General features: G+C 48.6%; 22 protein-coding genes and 1 riboswitch. Of the genes, 17 read left to right on the top strand and 5 right to left on the bottom strand.

Features of this window, described 5'->3' with window-relative positions; translation table 11 throughout:
• Window positions 1-10 precede the first annotated feature (10 nt).
• The 4 genes from D3P09_RS00105 (at window position 11) to D3P09_RS00090 (ending at window position 3,452) form a co-directional block, all read left to right on the top strand.
• A complete protein-coding gene (locus tag D3P09_RS00105; protein ID WP_120105950.1) occupies window positions 11-373 on the top strand; it encodes a YxeA family protein in 363 nt (120 codons plus the stop codon).
• Between the two features lie 167 nt (window positions 374-540).
• Entirely contained in the window at window positions 541-1,251 is a 711-nt protein-coding gene (locus D3P09_RS00100) for a response regulator transcription factor (RefSeq protein ID WP_120105947.1), read from the top strand.
• Window positions 1,252-1,254: 3 nt separating this feature from the next.
• Window positions 1,255-2,664: a sensor histidine kinase gene (locus tag D3P09_RS00095; protein WP_120105944.1), complete on the top strand. Its 1,410-nt coding sequence runs from the start codon at window positions 1,255-1,257 to the stop codon at window positions 2,662-2,664.
• A 68-nt stretch (window positions 2,665-2,732) separates the two neighbouring features.
• Complete coding sequence (locus D3P09_RS00090) at window positions 2,733-3,452, top strand: suppressor of fused domain protein (RefSeq protein WP_120105942.1); 720 nt, start codon at window positions 2,733-2,735, stop codon at window positions 3,450-3,452.
• A gap of 63 nt (window positions 3,453-3,515) precedes the next feature.
• Here the strand turns inward: D3P09_RS00090 and D3P09_RS00085 are convergent, their stop codons facing one another.
• Window positions 3,516-5,339 (bottom strand): APC family permease, encoded by a 1,824-nt coding sequence (locus tag D3P09_RS00085; RefSeq protein ID WP_120105939.1) that lies wholly within the window; start codon window positions 5,337-5,339, stop codon window positions 3,516-3,518.
• A 135-nt stretch (window positions 5,340-5,474) separates the two neighbouring features.
• Window positions 5,475-5,630, bottom strand: a riboswitch (cyclic di-AMP (ydaO/yuaA leader).
• A 277-nt stretch (window positions 5,631-5,907) separates the two neighbouring features.
• On the opposite strand from D3P09_RS00085, the gene D3P09_RS00080 reads away from it, so the two are divergent.
• Window positions 5,908-6,336: a MarR family winged helix-turn-helix transcriptional regulator gene (locus D3P09_RS00080; RefSeq protein ID WP_120105936.1), complete on the top strand. Its 429-nt coding sequence runs from the start codon at window positions 5,908-5,910 to the stop codon at window positions 6,334-6,336.
• Window positions 6,337-6,416: 80 nt separating this feature from the next.
• Window positions 6,417-7,457 (top strand): NADH:flavin oxidoreductase, encoded by a 1,041-nt coding sequence (locus D3P09_RS00075; protein WP_120105933.1) that lies wholly within the window; start codon window positions 6,417-6,419, stop codon window positions 7,455-7,457.
• 110 nt (window positions 7,458-7,567) lie between these two features.
• Here D3P09_RS00075 and D3P09_RS00070 read toward each other — a convergent pair whose 3' ends face one another.
• Complete coding sequence (locus D3P09_RS00070) at window positions 7,568-8,587, bottom strand: alpha/beta fold hydrolase (RefSeq protein WP_120105930.1); 1,020 nt, start codon at window positions 8,585-8,587, stop codon at window positions 7,568-7,570.
• Between the two features lie 133 nt (window positions 8,588-8,720).
• On the opposite strand from D3P09_RS00070, the gene D3P09_RS00065 reads away from it, so the two are divergent.
• The 4 genes from D3P09_RS00065 to D3P09_RS00050 all read left to right on the top strand — a co-directional run bounded on the left by D3P09_RS00065 (window position 8,721) and on the right by D3P09_RS00050 (window position 12,422).
• Window positions 8,721-9,626 (top strand): LysR family transcriptional regulator, encoded by a 906-nt coding sequence (locus D3P09_RS00065; RefSeq protein WP_120105927.1) that lies wholly within the window; start codon window positions 8,721-8,723, stop codon window positions 9,624-9,626.
• Between the two features lie 74 nt (window positions 9,627-9,700).
• Window positions 9,701-10,015: a metal-sulfur cluster assembly factor gene (locus D3P09_RS00060; RefSeq protein ID WP_207892429.1), complete on the top strand. Its 315-nt coding sequence runs from the start codon at window positions 9,701-9,703 to the stop codon at window positions 10,013-10,015.
• Between the two features lie 381 nt (window positions 10,016-10,396).
• Window positions 10,397-11,611, top strand: coding sequence for an MFS transporter (locus D3P09_RS00055; protein ID WP_120108402.1), 1,215 nt, complete (start codon window positions 10,397-10,399; stop codon window positions 11,609-11,611).
• 172 nt (window positions 11,612-11,783) lie between these two features.
• A complete protein-coding gene (locus D3P09_RS00050) occupies window positions 11,784-12,422 on the top strand; it encodes a GNAT family N-acetyltransferase (protein WP_243643849.1) in 639 nt (212 codons plus the stop codon).
• A 101-nt stretch (window positions 12,423-12,523) separates the two neighbouring features.
• On the opposite strand, the gene D3P09_RS00045 is transcribed toward D3P09_RS00050, so the two are convergent.
• Window positions 12,524-13,429: a LysR family transcriptional regulator gene (locus tag D3P09_RS00045; RefSeq protein WP_120105924.1), complete on the bottom strand. Its 906-nt coding sequence runs from the start codon at window positions 13,427-13,429 to the stop codon at window positions 12,524-12,526.
• Window positions 13,430-13,560: 131 nt separating this feature from the next.
• Between D3P09_RS00045 and D3P09_RS00040 the strand changes: the two genes are divergently transcribed.
• The 6 genes from D3P09_RS00040 to D3P09_RS27470 all read left to right on the top strand — a co-directional run bounded on the left by D3P09_RS00040 (window position 13,561) and on the right by D3P09_RS27470 (window position 20,102).
• Window positions 13,561-14,652, top strand: a complete 1,092-nt coding sequence (locus D3P09_RS00040; RefSeq protein ID WP_120105921.1) for a polysaccharide deacetylase family protein — start codon at window positions 13,561-13,563, stop codon at window positions 14,650-14,652.
• Window positions 14,653-14,718: 66 nt separating this feature from the next.
• On the top strand, window positions 14,719-15,957 hold the full coding sequence (locus tag D3P09_RS00035; protein ID WP_120105918.1) for a YbfB/YjiJ family MFS transporter: 1,239 nt from the start codon (window positions 14,719-14,721) through the stop codon (window positions 15,955-15,957).
• A gap of 115 nt (window positions 15,958-16,072) precedes the next feature.
• Window positions 16,073-17,554 (top strand): spore germination protein, encoded by a 1,482-nt coding sequence (locus D3P09_RS00030; protein ID WP_120105915.1) that lies wholly within the window; start codon window positions 16,073-16,075, stop codon window positions 17,552-17,554.
• A gap of 32 nt (window positions 17,555-17,586) precedes the next feature.
• The gene (locus D3P09_RS00025; protein WP_120105912.1) at window positions 17,587-18,783 is read left to right on the top strand and encodes a Ger(x)C family spore germination protein; all 1,197 of its coding nucleotides are present in this window, start codon (window positions 17,587-17,589) and stop codon (window positions 18,781-18,783) included.
• A gap of 38 nt (window positions 18,784-18,821) precedes the next feature.
• On the top strand, window positions 18,822-19,910 hold the full coding sequence (locus D3P09_RS00020; RefSeq protein WP_120105909.1) for a GerAB/ArcD/ProY family transporter: 1,089 nt from the start codon (window positions 18,822-18,824) through the stop codon (window positions 19,908-19,910).
• A gap of 27 nt (window positions 19,911-19,937) precedes the next feature.
• Entirely contained in the window at window positions 19,938-20,102 is a 165-nt protein-coding gene (locus D3P09_RS27470; protein WP_165867259.1) for a hypothetical protein, read from the top strand.
• Window positions 20,103-20,124: 22 nt separating this feature from the next.
• Here the strand turns inward: D3P09_RS27470 and D3P09_RS00015 are convergent, their stop codons facing one another.
• Together D3P09_RS00015 and D3P09_RS00010 are read right to left on the bottom strand one after the other, a co-directional pair.
• Window positions 20,125-20,865, bottom strand: a complete 741-nt coding sequence (locus D3P09_RS00015; protein ID WP_424452024.1) for a class I SAM-dependent methyltransferase — start codon at window positions 20,863-20,865, stop codon at window positions 20,125-20,127.
• 871 nt (window positions 20,866-21,736) lie between these two features.
• Window positions 21,737-21,967 (bottom strand): hypothetical protein, encoded by a 231-nt coding sequence (locus D3P09_RS00010; protein ID WP_120105903.1) that lies wholly within the window; start codon window positions 21,965-21,967, stop codon window positions 21,737-21,739.
• Between the two features lie 128 nt (window positions 21,968-22,095).
• Between D3P09_RS00010 and D3P09_RS28430 the strand changes: the two genes are divergently transcribed.
• The coding region (locus tag D3P09_RS28430; protein ID WP_165867258.1) for a transposase at window positions 22,096-22,270 on the top strand (175 nt) is incomplete at its 3' end.

Here is a 22,270-nt window from a genome sequence, read left to right as displayed (position 1 = left end):
GTGGAGCAGGATGAGAAGCTCAAATATAGCATGGATATTGATCGCGATTGTTGGGGGATGTGCATTGCTGGGACTGATTACTCTGCAAACCTTAAATTTCAATCGACTGGGAGCAGATGCTTATTACACGAAGATTGAGGGTGCTGGAGCCAAAGTGAATGACAATATGCCGGATGACTATATCCGGTACGAATATGATCTTCCGGCTTACAAAGGGGATGGAGCATCAGCCAAGTTGCCATTTACCGCAGCAAAGCAACTGAGGCAGGGCGCTTATCTCAAGCTGTTCGTCAAGGAAGGGAAAGGCGTCACCTCCTATCAGGAAGTGAGTTTTGATGATATACCCGAGGCTGCGCAAAAAATGTTCGGATAACCAAGCGGCTTGCGAGCTATAAAAGAAGCCTTTATACCGATTACACGGCAGAAAGGCTTCTTTTTAATGCCATTAATGATTAGTGGTTATGATCAAGGGGTTAAGGAAGTTTGGATTCGAGTCGATGAACTTATAATAAAGAAAGAAAGGGCTGGAGGTTCTGCAAGATGACGCATAAAAGGAAGGTTCTGATTATCGATGATGAGGAGGACCTGGTTAGACTGCTCGCAACAGTGCTGCAAAAGGAAGGAATCGAGCAGATCGTGACGGCTGGAACGGCTCAGGAAGGTCTGAGACAATTCCATCTGCACGCCCCCGATCTTGTGCTGCTCGATATTATGCTGCCGGACGGGGAAGGGTACGAGGTTTGCAAGGAGATGCGAGCCGTCTCGAACATACCGATATTATTTCTGTCAGCCAAAACAGAAGAGATTGACAAAATTTTGGGCTTCGCAATCGGAGGCGACGATTATATCTCGAAGCCGTTCAGTCCGAAGGAAGTGGCCTATCGGGTCAAGGCGCAGCTGCGCAGAGCGTCGTTTGGCAAGGGGGAGACGGCTGCTGCCGGGCATGTGCTGCGCGCAGGGCCATTCCAGCTGGATGAGGACCGGGCGGAGCTTCTCAAAAACGGAAGAGCTATCGACCTCAAGCCGAAGGAGCTTGGTCTGATGAAGCGTTTCCTGCAGTATCCCAACAAGGTGATGAGTAAAGAGCAGCTTTACGACACCGTGTGGGGTGAAGAGTTTATGGGAATGGACAATACCGTTATGGTACATATTCGCCGCTTGCGGGAAAAAATCGAGGAGCAGCCATCTGCTCCGGATTATCTGGTCACGGTTAAGGGGCTGGGGTACAAGCTGGTTGTAAAGGATGAATAGCCTATGAAATGGAAGCTGACGGGGAGATATTTGGCTTCAATCGTCCTTATTGTCAGTTTGGTTATTGTGCTTAACGGACTGCTGACGATTGGTTATATTGTGGTGAGAGCGGTCAATCAGCTGCCTTTTTTACCCGGTGAGGCAGCTTCGCCGGAGACTTTTACCCGCGAGCTGCAGCAGTATGTGCAATTATCAGGTATGTTTGCGGGAATCACAGATGATGGCAAGCGGCAATTGGAGGAGCACAACGCCTGGATTCAAATTTTGGACGAAAGCGGTCAGGTGCTGTACCAGTACCGGCAGCCCGCTCAGCTCCCGAAGCGTTATACGCCGGTTGAAATTGTACAGATGTACAAGTACCAGGAAGTGAATAAGGATACAACCGTTTATGTTGGGGAGTCAAGCATTGACGATCGCAGGCTCAGCTATTTGGTCGGCATTGAAAATCCGTATCTGGAACGGCATGTGATTTCGGTTGATCACCGCAGTTTTTTGATGCTGCTGCGCGCCGGGCTCATTGTATTTGCTCTAGATATTGTGATTGCGCTTGTCGTCGGATACCTGTTCAGCAAGAAGCTTACCCAGCCGCTGCAGACGCTGATCGGCGGCATTCGCAGCCTTGCGAATCAAGAAGCTTATCCGAAGCTTGAGGAGCGCGGTATCTATCGCGGCGTTTTTCAAAATATGAATCTGCTGTCCTTCCGTCTGATGGAAACGGATCGCGAGCGGAAAAAGCTTGATCGGATGAAAGAAGAGTGGATCGGCAATATTTCACATGATTTGAAGACGCCTCTATCTTCAATCAAAGGATACGCCGAAATGCTGAAGGACCCGGACTATAGCTTTACATGGGTAGAAGTCCGCGAATACGCCGCTATTATTGAAAAGAAGTCGATGTATATCCATGAAGTGATTGAGGACTTGAATTTGTCGACACGGCTCAGAAACTTGGATTTTGCGCTCGACAGGAAACGGGTGAACCTGACAGCTCTGCTACGGAATGTAGTGATTGACGTGCTTAATGATCAAAGATATGCGGATCGGCATATCGAGTTCGAAGCTGGTCCGGAGGACGTCATGCAGGACCTAGACGAAATATTGTTCCGAAGAGTCATTTACAATTTACTTTATAATGCCGTTGTCCATAATGATGAACAGGTTCACGTTACGGTCAGCCTGGAAAGCGGAGAGCAGACGCGGATCGTGATCTGCGATAATGGCAAAGGCATTCGTGCGGAGGAGCTGGAGCGCATCTTTGACCGCTACTACCGAGGGACCAATACGGGAGCGGCGCATAAAGGATCAGGCCTTGGCATGGCGATCGCCCGGGACATCGTCGAAGCCCACGGCGGAGAAATTCAAGTGTTGAGCGAGGCGGGGAAAGGATCAGCGGTTGTAATAACCATATATTGACTATCTCCTGCAGCTTCAATATACTGATTTTCTGGGCACGAAATAAGGGAAGCAGAGGGGATACGAGCATGTCGAAATCAACGGAATATTCGGATTCGGGAAGTCCGGTCTATCGCTACAGCGATAGGCAGCGGGACTGGCAGCCGGCGGAGTACGGGGAAGAGGAATGGGTTACTCGAATCGAGGAGCATGTGCAAAAGTATATCGGGGAAGCCGATTCTGTATTCCATGAGATACTGTCTGATATCGTTCATATTGATGTCCATGTCATTAAACCAACTCCTGAGCGCAATTTTTATACATTGTTTACAACAGGGATGAGCTTTCTGCCCATGAATACGCCGGAGGGAGCAGAGGGATTCAAATATGCGGAATTAATGATCTGCTTACCGCCGGATTGGCCTATTGAGCAAGGGGACTTAGAAAACTCGGACAACTATTGGCCGATTCGTTGGCTTAAGATGCTAGCCCGTTTTCCGCATGAATACGATACCTGGCTAGGCTGGGAGCATACGATGCCGAATGGAGATCCGGCAGAACCGCTATCGGAGCAGACGGATATGTGCGGCATCATACTGCTGCCTCCTCTTCAAGTGCATGAGGATTTTCTGACGCTGGATATGGGAGACGGACGGGAGATCAACTTCTACGCCATTGTGCCTCTCTATTCGGAGGAATTAGACTTGAAGCTAAAGCAAGGCAGCGATCCGCTGCTGGATAAGTTTGAAGAATACGGTGTTGACGAGCTTCTCGATGTGAAGCGTCGCAATACATGCAAAGGCGACTAGAGCAGCATTCTTTATAAAATAAAAGCTTGGAGCTCCGAATTAGGAATCCAAGCTTTTTTCGTTCTATTTCTTCAAATGGTATGGCACGGTCGTAATGACAATGTCTTTGTGATGGAGCAGATGCGTCCGGATCATAAAGCTGCTTTGGTTATGAAGCAGGTTATGCCATCCCTTCTTCGGAATGAACTGCGGAATAACGACCGTCACCTGGTAGTTGGACTCATCTGCCTTGCGCTTCACCATGTCGATAAATTTGCTGAGCGGCTGAATAATGCTCCGGTAAGGGGAATGAAGCGTGACCAGGCGAATATCCGGCTTCCACTGCTTCCATTTCTCCTCAAACTTAGCTTCCTCTTCACGGTCGAACGGAATGTAGACCGCGATGATCTGCTCGGCTCCGAGCGATTGCGCATAATTGAGCGACTGCTCCACCACATGAGTAATGCCGGATACCGGCACGATAATGACATTGCCTTCGATCGGCACGGCCGGTTCGCAAGTGGCAAGGCGCAGCTGGTCGCCGACCGCAACGTAGTGCTTTTTGATGCGGTGGAAGAGAAAAACGATTAGCGGCAGAAACACTAGCACCGGCCATACCTGAGCGAATTTGGTGATGAAGAACATCATCGTAACCGTAAAGCTGATGACGGCTCCCGCAGTGTTGATGGTGAGCTTAGTGATCCAGCCGGCCGGTTTCTCGCGGATCCACTTCAGCATCATACCCGATTGGGACAACGTGAAGGGGATGAATACCCCTACGGCATAAAGCGGGATGAGCTGCTCGGTTTTCCCTTGAAAAGCGATAATGAGCAGGATAGACAGCAATCCCAGAATTAAGATGCCGTTCGAATAGCCAAGCCGGTCGCCGCGGACTGTGAACATTCTCGGGATGAATTTATCCTTCGCCAGGTTAACGGCTAGAAGCGGGAAGGCGGAATATCCCGTATTGGCGGCAAGAATCAAGATGAGAGCGGTCGTGCCCTGGATGAAAAAGTACATGAAGTTCCGTCCGAACGTTTCTTCGGCGATTTGTGACACGACGGTTGCTTCTTCAAGCGGCTTGATGCCGTACAAGTATGCGAGCACGACAATGCCCGAAAACAATAGAGCGAGTATAAGGCCCATCGCAGACAATGTTTTGGCTGCGTTGCTTGGGGCAGGGTTCTTGAAGTTCGGAATCGCATTCGAGATCGCCTCGACGCCAGTCAGCGCGGAGCTTCCGGATGCGAATGCCTTAAGCAGCAAGAATAAGCTGATTCCGGCGATGGGCGTGCCGATTGGCGTATGCCATTCGGGAGCGACACCGCCGATCATGATATGGTACAGGCCGGCTCCGATCAGGATTAATAGCGAAAAGACGAACAGATACACCGGATAAGCCAGAACCGAGGCAGATTCGGTGACGCCCCTTAAATTCAATAAAGTAAGCAGAAGAACAAACACGACAGCAATGGGAACATTGTATTCATGGAGTGAAGGGAAGGCGGAAGTAATGGCATCTGTACCAGCCGATACGCTGACCGCAACCGTCAGAATATAATCGACAAGCAGCGATCCCCCCGCCACTAGACCCGGATATACGCCAAGATTGTTTTTCGAGACGATATAAGCCCCGCCGCCATGCGGGTAAGCGAATATAATCTGGCGGTACGACAGGATCAGGGCGGTCAGCAGTACAAGAACGCCGATTCCGATCGGAATGGAGTACCAGAATGCCGCTGCGCTGACGGTAATCAGAACCAATAAGATTTGCTCCGGTCCGTACGCGACGGATGAAAGAGCGTCTGATGATAAAATCGCAAGCGCTTTTTTCTTGTTTAATTTTTGCTCGCCTAGCTCGGCGGTTTTCAAAGGTCTGCCAATCAAGAATCGTTTAAAAGCTGCCATGACGTTATCCACTCCATATTATGATGATTGCAGCCCAATCCCAATAATGATCAACCTTAATCTCTGCTTCGTACGGCAAAAAAAGCCGCAGGAAAGTGGGGACCTTCCCGCGGCTTTTTGAAAAAAAGCGCGATGAGTTCCTCTTTCGAGACGCTTACGAGGTTAGCTGACGGATTCAGGTCTGAAAGTAACCTTACGCCGATTGAGACAATCAAGCGATTCACCCCTGGAGTGGCAAGCCACTCCGATGGTTCCCCCGTTTCTGCATGCAGAATTAAGCGATCAAGGATTCATTTATTCATGAGCTTACATGGATCAATCTTACTCCTCACAGAATGGACTGTAAACAAACATGGAAAGTAGCTTAGCGTGAAATCGAGTAACATTCGTCTGAAAAAGCGCTTTTTTCCGCTTCGCTCTTGGCGGCTCGCATTTTTTCTTCTTCAGGCTCGTTAAATCGCAAAAATTTTAAAAATAGACGGGATTGAAGATTGCAAAGAGTTTTGACCATTCATGGCAAGCTTGCTACAATAAGAACGGTATCAATTAATGACGGGGTGGTCGAATCTTGCATAACAATACCGAACGTCTGGATTTATGGCTGTCCGTATCTCAAATCCATTCCTGCATAAACGATAAGCTGGAGCAAGCGCTGCAGGGGCAATATGATATATCCTTGAAGGAATTTTACGTCCTTAAATTTGTGTCCGACTCGCCATGCAAAGAACTGCGTTTGCAGCAGATTCAAGAGAAGGTGGGGTTGAGTCAAAGCGCGACATCACGTCTTGTAGATCGCATGGAAGCCTCCATTGTCGGAGCGCTGGAACGCCGTTCATGCTCGAGCGATCGGCGGGGCATCTACACCCGGATTACGGAGTTAGGGGAACAAAAGGTTCAACAAGCCCTCGCTACGGTTAGTGAAGTGCTGGATGTTGAGCTTCAAGGCGATGGGGCACTGGCTGAGCTGGAGGGACTTATTCAAAAGCTTTTAAAATGAGATCAACTTGACAGATCTCTTTTCTTTCTGTAATTTAGATGCATGCGCATGCTTTTAAAAAGATGTAGTGGAGGGTAACTATGACAAATACAAAAACTGCACAATCCCTGTTTCGTCCTTTTTCGCTCGGCAACCTATCCTTGTCTAACCGGACTGTAATGGCGCCGATGACGCGTCAAAAATCGCCTAACGGCGTTCCTGGAGCAGATGTTGCGGCATATTACCGCCGCCGGGCAGAGAACGGTGTTGGACTAATCGTAACGGAGGGCACGGTCATTAACCATGCCGATTCCAGCAACCAGAAGGATGTCCCGCACATTTACGGCGAAGAAGCCTTGAACGGCTGGGCTAAAGTCGTATCCGAAGTTCATGAAGCGGGAGGCAAGATTGTCCCTCAGATCTGGCATATGGGCGCTCGCGGCCATGTGAATGAGTACTCCGTGGAAGAAATTGCTCAAATCGTACAAGAATTCGCCAAAGCAGCTGCAGAAGCGCAACGTCTAGGATTTGACGGCATCGAGCTGCACGGAGCACATGGCTACTTAATTGATCAATTCTTCTGGGAGAAGACAAACCAGCGGACGGACCGCTATGGCGGCGATTTCATCGGACGTACGACCTTTGCTGCAGAAGTGGTGAAAGCTTGCCGTGAAGCCGTTGGTCCCGACTTCACGATCATCCTGCGCATCTCGCAATGGAAAGGCACTGACTATTCGGCGAAGCTTGTTGCGAATGCGGAGGAGCTGAAGCAATTCCTCGAGCCATTGGTGAACGCTGGCGTAGATATTTTCCATTGCTCGACCCGCCGCTTCTGGGAGCCGGAATTCGAAGGCTCTGAGCTGAATTTCGCGGGCTGGGTGAAGCAATTGACAGGCAAACCCACCATTACAGTGGGTTCCATCGGCTTGGATGGAGACGTGTCGACATTCTTCACTACAGGAAGCGGTTCAGGCAATGCCAGCTTGGATGGCCTGATTCCGAAGCTGGAGAATCAGGAGTTCGATCTGGTTGCGATCGGCCGCGCGCTGCTTGCAGATCCGGCTTGGGTCAGCAAGATTAGAGACGGTAAGCACGAAGAGCTTATTCCATTCACGCCTCAAGCGGTCCAAACCTTGTATTGATCCGTTGTAACGCGGCCTTGCGAATAATAGAAGCACCTCTTGCAAGCTTATGCTTGTGAGAGGTGCTTTTTCATGCGGGCTTAGTCGGCGCTTAGCGTAAGCATCAATTCCTAACTTTTTGGATTAAGCGCCAACAAGCGCTTAAGATTATCATCAATAAATTGATTATCGGCACTGTTGATTCCGCGCCCGGCTAGATGTCCCCAGACAGACTTAATCGGGTTAAAAACAGCGTTAGGTATACGCTTGGCCTCGTATTCATTATCGTCTGCCGTGCAGAATAGATCCGTGCTTCCTGGCATGATACAGGCAATTGCTTTAATGCTTCGTAGCGCCGCATCAAAGTCTCCGTTATAAATGGGGTTAGCGCTAATGTCTGAGAATTGGCCTGTCCATAACATAGCCAGCACATTATGCGGATCCAGCCTCATGAAGGTTTCCTCCCAGACGCCGACTATAAAATCCTCTAATGTCTCAAACCCCAATTCTCGATAAAGTTCATTTCTGTAAAAAGCTTGCGACAGACCCCATCCGGCATAAACTCGCCCAACGGCACGCATATCTGAAGCAGTCAGCCCGTTTAGATTATCGGAGTCGTATCGGGCTGCAGCCATGAGCGGAGCTTTCACTCCTTCCAGAACCACATACGTTTGCGGCCATGTCTTCGCAACTCCGGCGAAAGGCGCGATTCTCTCTACCATATCCGGATAGCTTGCTCCCCATTGGAAGGATTGAATGCCTCCCATAGACCAACCTACTGCGAGAGCGATCTTTTGAATGCCGAATTTCTCTGTGACCAGCCGGTGCTGAAATATAACGTTGTCATAGATGGTTACATGCGGGAAATTAGTCCGGTCGAATGGGGGAGGCGTGTTGCTGGGCGACGAAGATAACCCATTGCCCATCAGATTGGGGACGACAATAAAGTATTTCTCAGGATCCAATGCTTTGCCTATTCCGATCAACCATTCATTCTGAGTATGCTGGTCGCCAAATGCGGTAGGATAAATAATAACGTTATCCCTTTGTTTATTCAGCTTTCCATACGTCTTATAAGCAAGAAAAGCGCTCGGCAACGTCACTCCTGATTGCAAGGTTACGTCACCCAAATCAAAAATCTCGTAGTCCATCGTGTTGTCGCTCCTTTCAAAATGAAACCATAAATGATTTCTTGTTGTTAGTATAGATTCATGATACTCTCAATAAAAGTGAACAGAATTCAAAGCAGCATTCAATAATATTGAAAGTTAAAGGGGTTATGAGATGGAATTGCGCCAACTGAATACGTTCCGTACGGTTGCTTTCACCTTAAATTTCAGTCGGGCCGCGGAAGTGCTGAATTACGTTCCTTCTAACGTTACGATGCAAATAAAAGCGTTGGAGGACGAGCTTGGCGTTCGACTCTTTGACCGGTTGGGCAAGCAGCTCGTTCTTACAACTGCAGGCCAACGATTTTTAACTCAAATCCAAGGCGTTCTGGACAAGTTGGACGAAGCCCGCAGCGTCGTTCATGACAATGAGAATCTAAGCGGCACTTTAACGATAAGCGCCAATGAGGTTCTGTGCGCTTATCGGCTGCCGAATGTCTTTCGCTTATTTCGATCACGCCATCCGGGTGTGCGTCTCATCTTCCGTTCAGTTCCCAATCAGGAGCTCAGGCAGACCCTTTTTGAAGGAACCGCGGATGTCGTCTTTATGTTGGACGAGACTATTCGTTCTAGCGGGTTAACGGTTGAACCGATGGTGGAAGAAACGTTCCGCTTTTTCGCTGCTCCAGACCATCCGCTTGTGGAAAAGACCATGCTCAAGCTGGAGGATTTTCACGGACAAGTATTTTTGACGAATGAGAAGGGATGTACCTACAGAACCATGTTTGACAGGGGATTTGAGAAAGAGGGCATTGACAGCATTACGTATTTGGAGTTTCAAAATGCAGAAGCCATTAAACAATGTGCAATAGCGGGGATCGGTATTGCCTTTCTCCCCGAAGTAACGGTGAAGGCCGAGATTGAACGGGGCCAGCTTATTGCGCTGCCTTGGGAAATTCCGGACCTGCATGTGTATACCCAGATGTTATGGCATAAAGACAAGTGGCTTTCACCGATTATATTAGCTTTCATTGAAGCAGCAAGGGAAGTTATCGCTATTGAGGAGTATGATACTGTGTAGCTAATGACATTGTTGGAGATACTACAAGAAGTAGCAATAACTCCAAACCAACAGCGAAAGGAATGATGCCGCCCATGAGTGAGGAACAGATAATGACGGCGCTTGGAGAGGTTGTCGATCCTGAGATCGGCATCAATATCGTTGATCTCGGACTTGTATACGGAATTGAAGACAAAGGCAACGGAGAAGTTGTGATTGAGATGACCCTTACCATTCCCGAATGTCCTTTGGTTGATCAAATCGTTGCCAATGTTAAACAAGCGGCAGAATCGGTCGAAGGGGTAGAGCAAGCTGAAGTAAAGCTAGTGTTTGAACCAAAATGGACACCTGCTTTAATAAGCGATGAAGCTAGGGAGCAAATTCGTTCGCGTCAAATGAGCGCGACTTAGGTAATACTCAGGGTAAGTCATAGACATGCACAAGAAGCCGCGATAATCGCGGTTTTTTTTGTTATGTTGCAAATGCAACATAAATGGACGTCGAATGGAAGAAATTAGTGGTTAATTAACTGGAGCAAATTCAGAATAATGACGAGCGCAAGATCGCTGCTCTTATGAAAGCGAACTTAAATAGGAGTGCAAATATATAAATCTGGCTAACTATCCAGGGAAATGAACTCATTGAAAAACCGGCTGTTAAAAGACATTTTATTTTTATAGAGTACAGACAACTCGTATAACTTCTAGTAGAATGCTCATTATGGACCGAAATGCAAGAATCGCCGGTTCATGAATGGATGGATCAGATTGAAGGGGTGGAATAACAGCATCATGGAACTAAAGCAACAAGACAACAGCCTCTCGAGAGAGGCGAAAGGCAGTTTTCCGATCTCATTGATCTCGCTTACCGTCGGCGCTTTCGCCATCGGAATGACTGAATTTGTTATTATGGGGATTTTGCCTAACGTAGCCAGCGACCTTGGTGTAAGCATACCCGCAGCAGGCCAGCTGATCACGATGTATGCGCTAGGAGTAGCGGTTGGCGCCCCCATTCTTACTTTGCTGACTCACCGGATTCCGCAGAAAAAGCTGCTAATCGTTCTTATGCTGCTTTTCATCGTAGGGAACGGGTTAGCCGTTATCGCACCGAACTATGCCGTTCTAATGGGCGCTAGAGTGCTTACCGCGCTCACTCACGGTACCTTTTTTGGCGTAGGGGCGGTTATAGCGGCAGGTTTGGTTCGGCCTGACAAGAAAGCAGGCGCCGTGTCCGTTATGATGGCCGGCCTGACCATTTCGAATATTTTGGGCGTGCCGCTCGGCACTTACATCGGCCAAAATATGGGATGGCGAGCGTCCTTTGGAGCTATTGCTCTAATGGGGGTCATCGCTTTGATCGGCATCATTCTACTAATTCCGCGTTTGCAGCAACCGAAGGCAACCGGCATTCTTCAGCAGGTAGCGTCTTTGATCAATCCGAAGCTGATGGTATTCTTGCTCATCTGTGCGCTGGGCAACGCAGGGCTATTCGCCGTCTTTACTTACATTACGCCGCTGCTCGTCGATATTACGGGATTCGCTGAGCATAGCGTCACTTGGATACTGGTACTGTTCGGCGTTGGCGTGACCATTGGCAATATCGTCGGCGGCAAATTAGCGGACTGGAAGCTGATGCCTTCGCTTTTGGGTACTTATGCGATCGTCGTTCTTGCTTTAACGGCGTTAACCTTTACCATCCATAACGAGATTGCCGCAATTGTGACGATCTTCCTGTGGGGCGCGGGCTCTTTCGCCGTTATGCCGGGTCTGCAGGTGCGCATTATGGGCATTGCCAAGGACGCCCCGGCATTAGCCTCCACTTCCAGCCACTCGGCGGGGAACCTCGGCAATGCGGTGGGAGCATTCGTCGGCGGATGGGTCATTACCCATATGTCACTGGGATCGCTTCCGTGGGTTGGAGCCATTCTGGTTGGTCTGGCTCTGCTCATCGGAGCGGGCAGCATGCTGGCGGACAAGCGGTCGGCAGTGAATTCGATGAACAAGTAACCGGAATTTGAATCAGATATTAGCCCCTGCCTGGTCAAGATTGACTGGGCGGGGGCTTTTGCATATGCCCGGAATTTCCAGCGACCTTTACATAACATTCAATCTTTATCCGCTCGTTATCCGGTATGATAGTAGTAGAACATAAAACATAAAGAACAGGCGGCGCAATCCTATGAATATGAGCCTAATGGATGTCGGCATGAAGCTGAAGGGGCACACGATCGATCTCGTATTGCTGGAGCCGGAGCATAAGGAAGAGCTGGCTGCTGTGCTGAACGATGATGCAATTTGGGAGTTTACATGGCGGAAGATCACAACGCTGGAACAAGCACAGGCGTTGGTCGACGAGGCTTTGCTGGAGCGGTTGGGGGACTCTCAGCTTCCATTTGCCGTTATCGAGAGAAGCACGGGTCTTATCGTAGGCACGACGAGAATCGCGTCAATCAGCGGGGGACATCGCCATGCGGAGATCGGCTATTCTTGGCTGACGCCCCGCGTATGGCGGACCTCTGTCAATACCGAATGCAAGCGGCTGCTGCTCGACTACTGCTTTGAACACTTGCATACGCTTCGCGTCCAATTCTCGATTAGCCATTACAACATCAGATCGCAGCGTGCCGTCGAACGGCTTGGAGCTCTAAAAGAAGGAGTCTTGCGACAAGCAAGAATCAAACCTGACGGAACGGTTCATGACGTCGTGGTGTACAGCATATTGGCTAGCGAATGGCCGGCCGTCAAAGAACGGCTTGACGGGTACTTAGGTCTTAACAACATAAGATATCAAGATATAGAAAAGCGAATGAGCATCTGAATATCAAACAATGGAAGAGAAGCAGAACGAATAAACTCAATGGAGCTGCGGAAGGGAAGCCATGCCATTGAGTTTTTTGTTGCGGATCGAAAATAACTTAATCATGCACTTGGCATCGAAGAATGGGGTTCACAGCTGATGCTTCTGATTTCCTCCATTAACAACAATGCTGCCTTGCCCAGATAGTTTTTATCTTGATAGGCGATTCCTATCGTGACGGCAGGGTTCAAATCGGCTAGAGGCCTTATGACCAAAGAACCTTCCTGTTCGAGACCGCTGTAAATCGGAACAATCCCGATGCCAAGCTCTGCCTTCACCATTTGTTGAATGACAAAAAAGCTTCCAACCTCCATACAAGAAAACGGGTTGTGTCCAGTCCCATCAATCGCCGATTCCCAAAGCTCCCGATAGACGCAAGTTGGTTCCTTCACCAAAACGGTTTGCCCCGCAAAATCGCTCGCCTTGATGCTTTCTCGTTCGGCTAAGGGGTGATTCCAATTCAACATGACTCCTAATGTTTCCTCGATCAGCGGCTCGAATTCCAGCATAAGCTTCGAAGGCGGAGACGAGCAGATGCCGAAATCCAGTTCGCCGGCACGAACCCTCTCCGCGATGGATCTGCTGCCGCCTACTTCCATGGTTAACTCCACTTTCGGTCGAACTTTGCAATAGCGTGCTATAATTGCCGCCAGCTTCTGGCTTGCGATGGGTTCGATGGCGGCAAAACGCACCGAGCCGTTATCTCCCTCAGCAATATCCGAGACGGTCTGTCTGATGGCCCCGACCGACTTCAATAAAGCAGCAGCCTCGTGATAGAGCCATCGACCGGCTTCGGTCACGATCACGCGTTTTCCGTCGCGCACGAATAATGAAACGCCCAGATCCGCTTCCAGACGCTGAATCTGAAGGGTTACAGTAGAGGGTGCATACTGCAGTTCCTCGGCGGCTTTCAGAAAATGTCCATGCCGCACGCAAGCCTCAAAGGTCTTTAATGCTCGAAGATCCATTGTTCATCACCTTTGTTTGAGAAATTCGAATCAATCATTCATATTATTCAATTTTACAAAACTATAATCGAATTTTACAATAGGGTCAACGGTATTCTGATGAAAAGATACCGAAGGAGGAGGGATTCACGATGACAAATTTGGTCATTACTCACGGCAATCCAGCTAGCTCTCATTGTGCCTTTACGTTCGATGACGGACCGATGCGGATTCCTATAGACGCATGGCTGGATGCTTTGGAACAGGGAGGCGCGCGCGGCACATTCTTTTTAACGGGCGAATGGTTTGACCGGCATCCGGCTAAAGCAAGAGAGATGTTAGCCAGGGGACATGAGCTGACCATGCATACCTACCATCACCGCAGAATGGCGGATGTGCCCAAGGCCGTATTCTTCGAAGAGCTGAAGCTGGCAGAGCTCGCGTATCAGGAAGCAACGGGCAGGCCGGCTCCGGCCTTAATCCGTTTTCCTTACGCCTCTTATCGGGAAGAGAATTTGGAATGGCTTCGGGAGTGGAACTATCTGCTCATCGAGGGGGAGGATACCGTCGACTGGTCGGGACCGCCAAGCGCGCAGCTCGTGGAACGGGGGATGCCTAAGCTGGTCAAAGGATCGATCATGGTGTTTCATGCTAATGAAATCGCCAAAGAAACGCCTCAGGCCGTTAAGTCGCTTGTACAGCATGCTCACACAAAAGGTCTGGACATGGTTACCGTATCCGAGCTGCTTCATGCTGTCGGGATCAGGGCAGGCGAACGCCGCTGGCAAGTCCGCTTCAAACCGGCTCATCAACGCTCAATCCATCTTGAACAGTGGAAGCGAGTAGCCGGTGAGGAAGAATTGCAGAAGTTAGCCGCGGATTCACTTGAATGGGGAAGCCCGAAAGCTCCGACAGGATATGGCGCTTATCGAAAATGGCTGCAGGAGCTCTCTAGTCAGGTACAGCTGGGAGGCGAAACGTATTTGGTCGCCCGCAGCTTTGCCGAGCAGCACTGGGCATACGTGCATGCTTCGGTCCGAGGCGGCACGCTGGTGCTGGAGGACTTCGCTACGAAGGAACCCCATGCGGATGCTTTGGTCTATATGCTGCAATGGGCAGCACACGAGGCAGCAGTCATGGGCTGCGAGTGGGTAGTCAGCACATTGGATATGCGCCGTATTCATAAGCTTTGCGAACAACTGGGCTTTGAGGCGCAGATCGTATTGGAAGAAGTCAGCGGCTAAGCAGACGGCAGCTATCAACAATCGCAATGAAAGACTCAGGTTCAACAAAGGGAGCAGATGGGCGATATGGGCACGAGATCCGCATTGAATTGGATTACGCTTTGGGCATCGTTATTGTTTGTCGTCATACTTGGTTTTTCACGGCTCTCATATGGCATGTTTTTGCCTGGAATACAGAGGGAAATCGGGGGAAGCTACGGACAGCTTGGTATTCTGGGCACTGTCAATTTTATCGGCTACTTGGTCGGGACCGTATGTCTTTCTCCTTTGATCTCGCGTTTTCCAAATCGTAAACCTGTCATTAATCGGATCACGTGCTTATTGCTTGGGCTAACGTTGATCGGCTCGGCATTTAGCGGTCATTTCACGGGGCTTGGACTCTGGCGGTTCGCAATTGGATTGTTATCTGCCTTCGCTACAGTGTTAGTCTTGTCTATTGCCATGGATGCCGTTCGGCCGGAGGAACGCGGTGCAGCATCGGGCCTTATATGGATGGGCGGTTCTGCCGGCATTCTGGTAACAGGATTATTCGCCCCCTTCACCATAGATCCTTCACACTTGCAGGGGTGGCGGTATGCTTGGGTGGCGATGGGCGTGTTCGGGGTCATTGCCGCTTCCGGTTTTGAGTTTGCCACCAGAAAAAGGGGAACCGAAAAAATAACCATAGAGAACGAGTCGAAGCCTAGTGGCAAAGAAAGCGCAGATGCGTATCGCCTCTTGCTGAGTCCGAATAAGCTCTTATTCTTAATCGCTTCTTATTTTTTCTTCGGCTGGGGATACATCATCTATTTTACATACTTGATTCCCTATCTGGTGGGCAAAGGCATTCCGTCCCTCTATGCCGGGTTAATATGGTCCGGAATCGGATTTGCGGGTTTGTTCAACGGATGGATTGGAGGCAAAGCCATTGACCGGTGGCCGAGCGGGTATACTCTTGCGTCGGGGTTAACTTTGGGGACGATCGGCGTGAGTGGGGTTATAACCGACAATACGTTATTTACGGTGCTCGGAGCGGCTATCATCGGGCTGGTTTCCTTTATTACCCCGCCCCTGATGACGACAGCGCTCCTTCGCCGCCATGTCCCTCACCATACCTATGCCGCATGTCTTAGCATAGCTACTGCATTCTTTGCTTCTGGACAAATTATCGGTCCCTTCGTTGGGGGAATTGTGGTCGAACAGTACGGCTTGCAATTCGGCGTCGCATCCAGCTCCATCTTTATGGCGATTGCCGCTGCGCTGGCTGGTTTGTATGGACAACAGCAACGAAAGCTAAGGAAATCTGACTTGCCGATTAGTGGTTGATTAGCAATAGAAAACAAGCGATGTCACACCGTGATATCGCTTGTTTTCGTATATTCACAAAACAGATGGCTCATATTAATAAAAATCAGCTAGGCAAAAAAAGGATGATTTTGAATTGGCACCCAACGGGCAAGGAGACAGCACTGCGGGCAACGATAAGCTTTCTGCAGATTTGGATACGAATCTGAAGCAATTCCAGGCTGTTTTTGACAAATGCGGAGATATCCAGTACCGGCCGTTTGAGCTCAATGAAGCGCTGCTAGGCACGTTTATTTTTTTGAGCGGTCTGGGTAATATCAATGCCGTGAATATGGACTTGTTGAGGAATGCCATCGAATCAAGCCTGATAGAGCAATCAGAGGCGCTAACTGAAGATATTAAAGCGGCCATCCATTCTAAGCTCGGCTTCACATCACAAACGAGCTGGAGCGACGATTTCCAAGCATCCGTGGATAAGATATTAGCGGGTGAGCTTGCAGTGCTCCTGGACGGCTTCACATCTATCTTATTGTTGAACGTGAAAGAGCTGGATACAAGATCCATTGAAGAGCCGGCTACAGAGTCTGTAATCCGAGGCCCGAGAGACGGCTTTCAAGAGAACATAAGCACAAATATCAGTCTGATTCGCAGAAGATTAAAAACAACACAGCTAAAGCTGGAAATGTTCACGGCAGGGAAGTTATCCGTCACCGACATTGCGATTGCCTATCTGGAGGGCATTGCCGAAGAAAGCTTAATTGCAGAAGTAAAGGAAAGAGTCGGCCGAATTAAGATTGATGCCATTTTGGAAAGCGGATATGTGGAGGAACTCATTGAGGATAATTCCGTGTCGCCGTTTCCCCAAGTGATGGTGACTGAACGTCCGGACAAAGTAGTCGGGAATCTGCTGGAAGGCAAGGTTGCGATCATCGTGGACAACACGCCGTTCGTGATCGTCGTCCCGGGTACTTTTTTTCAGCTCCTTCAAACGCCTGAAGATTATTATCAACGGTATTTTGTGGCTTCCGCCATTCGTATATTGCGATTTATAGCCGTTGTTTCATCTTTGCTCCTGCCGTCCCTATACATTGCGCTAACAACCTATCATCACGAGATGATACCCACGATGCTTCTTATTAGTATCGCTTCTTCCCGGGAAACGGTCCCATTCCCCGCATTTGTTGAGGCTATGCTGATGGAAGTTGCTTTTGAGGGATTGCGGGAAGCCGGTGTCCGTCTGCCGCGTCCGGTAGGACAAGGGGTAAGCATTGTGGGAGCCTTGGTAATCGGGCAGGCCGCCGTAGCAGCCGGAATCGTATCCTCGCCGCTATTGATCATCGTGTCGATGACCGGTATCGCTTCCTTTTTGTTCCCAAGCTTTCAATTGGGACTTGCCTTCCGGCTGCTTCGTTTTCCGATGATGATCGCAGCTGCCACCTTTGGTCTCTACGGCATCTTAATGCTGATGCTGATGCTGCTGCTTCATATGCTCCATCTTCAGTCCTTCGGTGTTCCCTATATGTCGCCGCTGTCTCCTTTGCGTGCTGGTGAACTCAAGGATGTCCTTTACCGGGCCAACTGGCTGAAGATGTCGAAGTCATCCAAATCAAGGGGATAGTCTTACAAATAAATGGATCTAACGAGGTCGCGATGAGAAAACCGATCCTTTTGTTGCTCACGCTGCTAATCCTTATGACGCAGACCGGCTGCTGGAGCAGGATAGAATTAAACGATGTTGCCATCGTCACAGCGTCAGCCATAGATCTTGCCCAGGACGGAAAGTATAAATTAAGTGTGCAAATTTTAAAAATGAAAATGACAAAAGGAATTAGTGAAAACGGCAGCTCCAGTGAAAATGTCACCCTAACTCTCTCTGCAAAAGGGGATACGATCATGGAGGCGCTTAACGTAATTCAGAAAAAGATCCCTCGTCTTATTATTTTCTCGCATAATCGGGTCATTATTGTCGGTGAAAAGCTGGCCAGAGAAGGGCTGGCACCCGCTATAGATTTTTTCTCCAGGCATCGGGAGGCTCGGGGGAACAGCTATTTGCTTACGACCAGGGGAGAGGCTGCGGAACTATTGAAAGTTCCTGCTAACTTTGAAATTTTTACCGGGGAGGAGATGCGGGAGGAAGAGAAAGCAAGACTGCTGGATAGCGCCAGTATTCGGGATTTTATATACCGTTTGTTTGAGAAGGGAATCGAGCCAACAAGTTCGCAGATGCAGGTTATACCTTTGAGTGATCCGAACGGAAAGCCAGCAAAGGAAGAAGAGATGGGGCTCGGACTTGTCGGTGTTGGAATTTATCGCAAGGACAAATTGCTCGGGTGGATGAACCGCTCCGAAGCCGAATGTTTATTATGGCTAAGAAACAGGATGAAAAGTTCTGTTCTGACTGTGGCTATACCAGGAAAGGATCGACAGCCGGGCAGGGTAAGTGTTCAGCTGATAAGCGCGAAAACCAAGTACAAATCAAAAATTACTGGAGAGAACATTCAATTTGAAGTAGCGATTAAAATGACCGGTGAATTATTTGAAAACTCAACTAAACTTAGCATAAAAGAAATGAACAACCTGAACTTCCTTCAACATGCGCTTGAAAAAGAGATTGAAAACCGCGTAAACATGACGGTGAAAAAACTGCAAACACAATACAAATCAGATGTTATTGGTTTTGGAAATATCCTGCACCGGCAGCATAAGAGCGACTGGAACAAGAAATATGCAACCTTATGGGAAGAAGAATTCCCAAAGATTGATGTGAAAACGAAAGCCACTTTCAAGTTCATCGGAACAGGACGTGTGAATGAATCTCTAGTGGAAGAAGAGGAATTGGAAAAGTAGAACCATTAATGTCGTATAAGGAATAGGAATATTACGGTATGGACACTATTTCTAGGCACCAATTGCTGGCGGTCTCCATTATTTATCAAATCGGGACAACCATCATTTTTGGTTTCGCTTCCGGGGCAGGAAGAGATTCCTGGCTGGCTGTGTTGATTTCAACTATGCTGGGGCTTGCCATCATCATGGTATATGTCAGTGTAACTCAGTTAAATCCGGGCCTAACCTATATTGAATGCTACCCGAAGCAATTCGGCAAGTGGCTGGGCACGCCTATCGCTTGGCTCCATCCGTTATTGTTTTTGTACATAGCAGGGAGAATTGTCGCGGACATCAACAACTTAGTGCCTTCGACGATCCTGCCGGGAACGCCCCCATGGTCTATCCTCACGATCTTTATGATTGTCATTGGGTACTCTCTTTTCCTCGGCTTGAAGGTGATGGGGAGACTGGCCGAAATCATACTGCCGCTTCTGGGAATCATTTATATCGCTGAAGTGGTGCTGATTATTAGTTCAGGCGTAGTCGATCTCGATAACTTGTTCCCATTGCTGGACAAAGGGTGGAACCGGGTATGGAAAGTGGTATGGCCGCTGGGCGTCATTCAATCTTATGGGGAGTCCCTTGCCCTGGCGATGGTCTGGACTTCAGTCAGACCCAAGGGGCGGGTGGGGCGAACGATGGTTCTGTCAACTCTTCTGGCAGGCAGCTTTATCGCATTCACGGATGCCATGGCGATATCGGTATTTGGGGAAGAGATTTTTAAACGGGCGACCTATCCGATGTATGCGTTGATCCAAGCCATTAACGTTGCGGATTTCATTACACAGCTCGATGCGACGGGCGTTCTGTACTTTTGCTTTATGGCGTTCTTGAAGACTTTTATTTATCTGTACGCTGCGGTCCGCAGTATTCAAAAGCTAACTTATGCGCAGAGCATCCGCAGTTTTATTATTCCTGTCTGCGTTATTGCATTTGTGCTCGGCTTGACCATGGCGCCGAATGTGATTGCACATATTACTGTGGTGGAGAAGATCGTCCCCTATAGTCCTATCTATTTATCCCTGATGATTTTTATTCCGATGGTATTGATGGCGGTATCCTGGCTTCGAAGAAAAGCAGCTTAATCGGAGGACAAGCGGGGAGGTGATCGGATGACAAGCATTATTGGGTTTTGGAAATCCGAAATTATGCTGAAATATCCTTGGGCACAACCGATGTTTTTTGCCGCGGCTGCAGTCGTGCTGTCGTTCTTTACCTGGTTCAGAAAGCCGCGGCACAATCAATCGAAGGAATCTGAATCTGATTCTGAGGAATAGAGGCAAGGGCAGGGAGCTCTGACTATCGTTTTCTTGCTTTCATTACAAAAGTGACAGGAAGCATCTTTGCTTTTTGGGCAAGATCGCTTTTATCGTCCCGCAATTGCATGATTTCTTCATCTGATTCTTCAATCATCTGTTCTATGACAAAGCCCGCTTTTGCCAACGCATTCACGTAAGTGGATAGTTTGCGATCCGATAGCGTAAGCGTGCCTTCATCAAGGGGGACCGAATACCACGAATCGTCGAAATAACTTTTTTTGAAGGTGAGCATATTGTTTTCTGTCGTAACACATTTGTGAATAGGATGAGACCAGCTGAAAATAAATACTCCGTCTCTTTTAAGGTAAGAAGCAATCCGGCGGAATGTGCCTTCAAGATCGGTGGTCCAGCCAATCGCATAAATGGAGTACACGAAGTCAAAATAATTCTCGGGAAGGCCGCATTCTTCTTCCATTGGAGAATTAATGAATGCAGCGGATAGACCGCATGCCTCCAAATGCTGCCTTGCCTTTGCGATTTGATTTTCTGATAGATCCACACCCCATAGCTCAGATGCGCCGCGTTCCCCGTGATATTGCAAGGATTGACCGTTTCCGCAGCCTATCTCCAGCATTCGTTTCCCTGAGACGTCGCCAAAAAGCCGGCATTTTTCTTCCGAGATAAATGCTCCATAATAGGGAAGCACGATTGCCTTTAAGAAGTCATTTCCTTGTGTATCCCAATATAGGCTGTTTGTTTGATGAACCGAGTTTTTGTTCAAGTCGACCGAGACGGCAGAACCATCTTCTCCGGCGCCAATACTATTTGTTTGATGTGTAGTATTCTTGTTTATGGCGATGCCCTCCTTTGTTAATTTCGCGGTATTCTAATAACATGGATTAAATGCGAACATTTGTGCCGATTATTCCAAATTAATGTAACATTTGATGCGGCCAAATTCAATGACAAACTTTTACGCATCATATGTGGATATCCGTTTCGCGGGACGGGTATCCACTTTTTGTTGAAGATGAAGGCAAACATGATATTTCTGTGCAAAGATTGCAAGGTTTCATATTCTGCGATTGTCTATACTAATACTTGAATAAACTTTCTGAAGGCTTAGCTGGCTGGCATGAATAATGAAATTGGATGCCTATGGAAAATTCCAGTGGAAGGTTTGTAGCATCAATTATACGACTCATACTTGAAAGGGGCACATATGGCTAAAACGAAACGCGGTAAAGGGTTATGGAACACACCTTCCAGAGGCAGAGGTACTTGTCCGATATGTCTATCGACTAGAATAAAATTGCTATATTCTGTGACCAACTCAGAAGGCAAGCAAGTGACTGTCTGCAAGAAGTGCAGCAAGTAAATACGGAAACCGCTGAGCAAGCTGTTTCGATAGTGAAACTAGGTTTTCGGGGAAAGCTGCGCAGAGCGTTGAATCGGCAAAAGCAAACGGTATAAGAAAGTGTTTCCGTAATGAGGGGGCAATCTCCTAAATAGTAGTAACGGGAAGCCGATCCCTAACTTTGAATGAAGAATGCCTTCTAAACCACCGCTAGAGTGGGTTCGAAGGCTTTTTTCTTGTTTGAACTCTAGTCTAAAGTGGGGGCTGCAAAATCATATAGTGAGCTTCGAGGCAGCTATGTGGCATCAGCTATGATTTGGCAGCTGCGGGGTAGCTGTAAGCCGAGATTCTCGGCATACGGCACAATTTGCACCCAGCGTACACGTTCTAACTCGACTTTCTGGGCATACAGCACAATATCCACCCAGTGCACACGCTCTAACCCGACTTTCTCGGCATACAGCACAATATCCACCCAGTGCACATGCTCTAACCCGACTTTCTCGGCATACAGCACCAATTCCACCCAACGCACACGCTCTAAGCCGAGTTTCTCGTCCTGCAGCGCAGTTTCTGGATGTAGACTAAAAAGTGGACACGCTGTAACAGCGACCTGATACAATAAACCTAACAATAGAGAGGTTGAGGTGAATCATGGGAGAGCAGCGTCAACATTTTGATGAAGCATTTAAACGCGAAACGGTAAGGCACATGATGGAGACAGGCAAAACCGTCACCGAAGTATCTAAGGAGATCGATGTGCCAGTGAGCAGCATCCGTTCATGGAAGCAGCAGTACGGAAACACAGCTGAAAAATCGAAGTTGTTTG

This window comes from Paenibacillus pinisoli (genome assembly GCF_003605435.1).
In the GTDB taxonomy this organism is placed as follows: Bacteria; Bacillota; Bacilli; order Paenibacillales; family Paenibacillaceae; genus Pristimantibacillus; species Pristimantibacillus pinisoli.
This window is presented reverse-complemented; position numbering and strand designations above follow the sequence as displayed.

What these genes read in the sequence shown, in the direction of transcription:
- D3P09_RS00050 (WP_243643849.1), top strand. Translation starts at nt 11,784, where the DNA reads ATGAATATGAGCCTAATGGATGTCGGCATGAAGCTGAAGGGGCACACG.
- D3P09_RS00105 (WP_120105950.1), top strand. Translation starts at nt 11, where the DNA reads ATGAGAAGCTCAAATATAGCATGGATATTGATCGCGATTGTTGGGGGA.
- D3P09_RS00045 (WP_120105924.1), bottom strand. Translation starts at nt 13,429, where the DNA reads ATGGATCTTCGAGCATTAAAGACCTTTGAGGCTTGCGTGCGGCATGGA.
- D3P09_RS00090 (WP_120105942.1), top strand. Translation starts at nt 2,733, where the DNA reads ATGTCGAAATCAACGGAATATTCGGATTCGGGAAGTCCGGTCTATCGC.
- D3P09_RS00065 (WP_120105927.1), top strand. Translation starts at nt 8,721, where the DNA reads ATGGAATTGCGCCAACTGAATACGTTCCGTACGGTTGCTTTCACCTTA.
- D3P09_RS00020 (WP_120105909.1), top strand. Translation starts at nt 18,822, where the DNA reads ATGGACACTATTTCTAGGCACCAATTGCTGGCGGTCTCCATTATTTAT.
- D3P09_RS00095 (WP_120105944.1), top strand. Translation starts at nt 1,255, where the DNA reads ATGAAATGGAAGCTGACGGGGAGATATTTGGCTTCAATCGTCCTTATT.
- D3P09_RS00070 (WP_120105930.1), bottom strand. Translation starts at nt 8,587, where the DNA reads ATGGACTACGAGATTTTTGATTTGGGTGACGTAACCTTGCAATCAGGA.
- D3P09_RS00035 (WP_120105918.1), top strand. Translation starts at nt 14,719, where the DNA reads ATGGGCACGAGATCCGCATTGAATTGGATTACGCTTTGGGCATCGTTA.
- D3P09_RS00060 (WP_207892429.1), top strand. Translation starts at nt 9,701, where the DNA reads ATGAGTGAGGAACAGATAATGACGGCGCTTGGAGAGGTTGTCGATCCT.
- D3P09_RS00055 (WP_120108402.1), top strand. Translation starts at nt 10,397, where the DNA reads ATGGAACTAAAGCAACAAGACAACAGCCTCTCGAGAGAGGCGAAAGGC.
- D3P09_RS27470 (WP_165867259.1), top strand. Translation starts at nt 19,938, where the DNA reads ATGACAAGCATTATTGGGTTTTGGAAATCCGAAATTATGCTGAAATAT.
- D3P09_RS00025 (WP_120105912.1), top strand. Translation starts at nt 17,587, where the DNA reads ATGAGAAAACCGATCCTTTTGTTGCTCACGCTGCTAATCCTTATGACG.
- D3P09_RS00085 (WP_120105939.1), bottom strand. Translation starts at nt 5,339, where the DNA reads ATGGCAGCTTTTAAACGATTCTTGATTGGCAGACCTTTGAAAACCGCC.
- D3P09_RS00100 (WP_120105947.1), top strand. Translation starts at nt 541, where the DNA reads ATGACGCATAAAAGGAAGGTTCTGATTATCGATGATGAGGAGGACCTG.
- D3P09_RS00040 (WP_120105921.1), top strand. Translation starts at nt 13,561, where the DNA reads ATGACAAATTTGGTCATTACTCACGGCAATCCAGCTAGCTCTCATTGT.
- D3P09_RS00075 (WP_120105933.1), top strand. Translation starts at nt 6,417, where the DNA reads ATGACAAATACAAAAACTGCACAATCCCTGTTTCGTCCTTTTTCGCTC.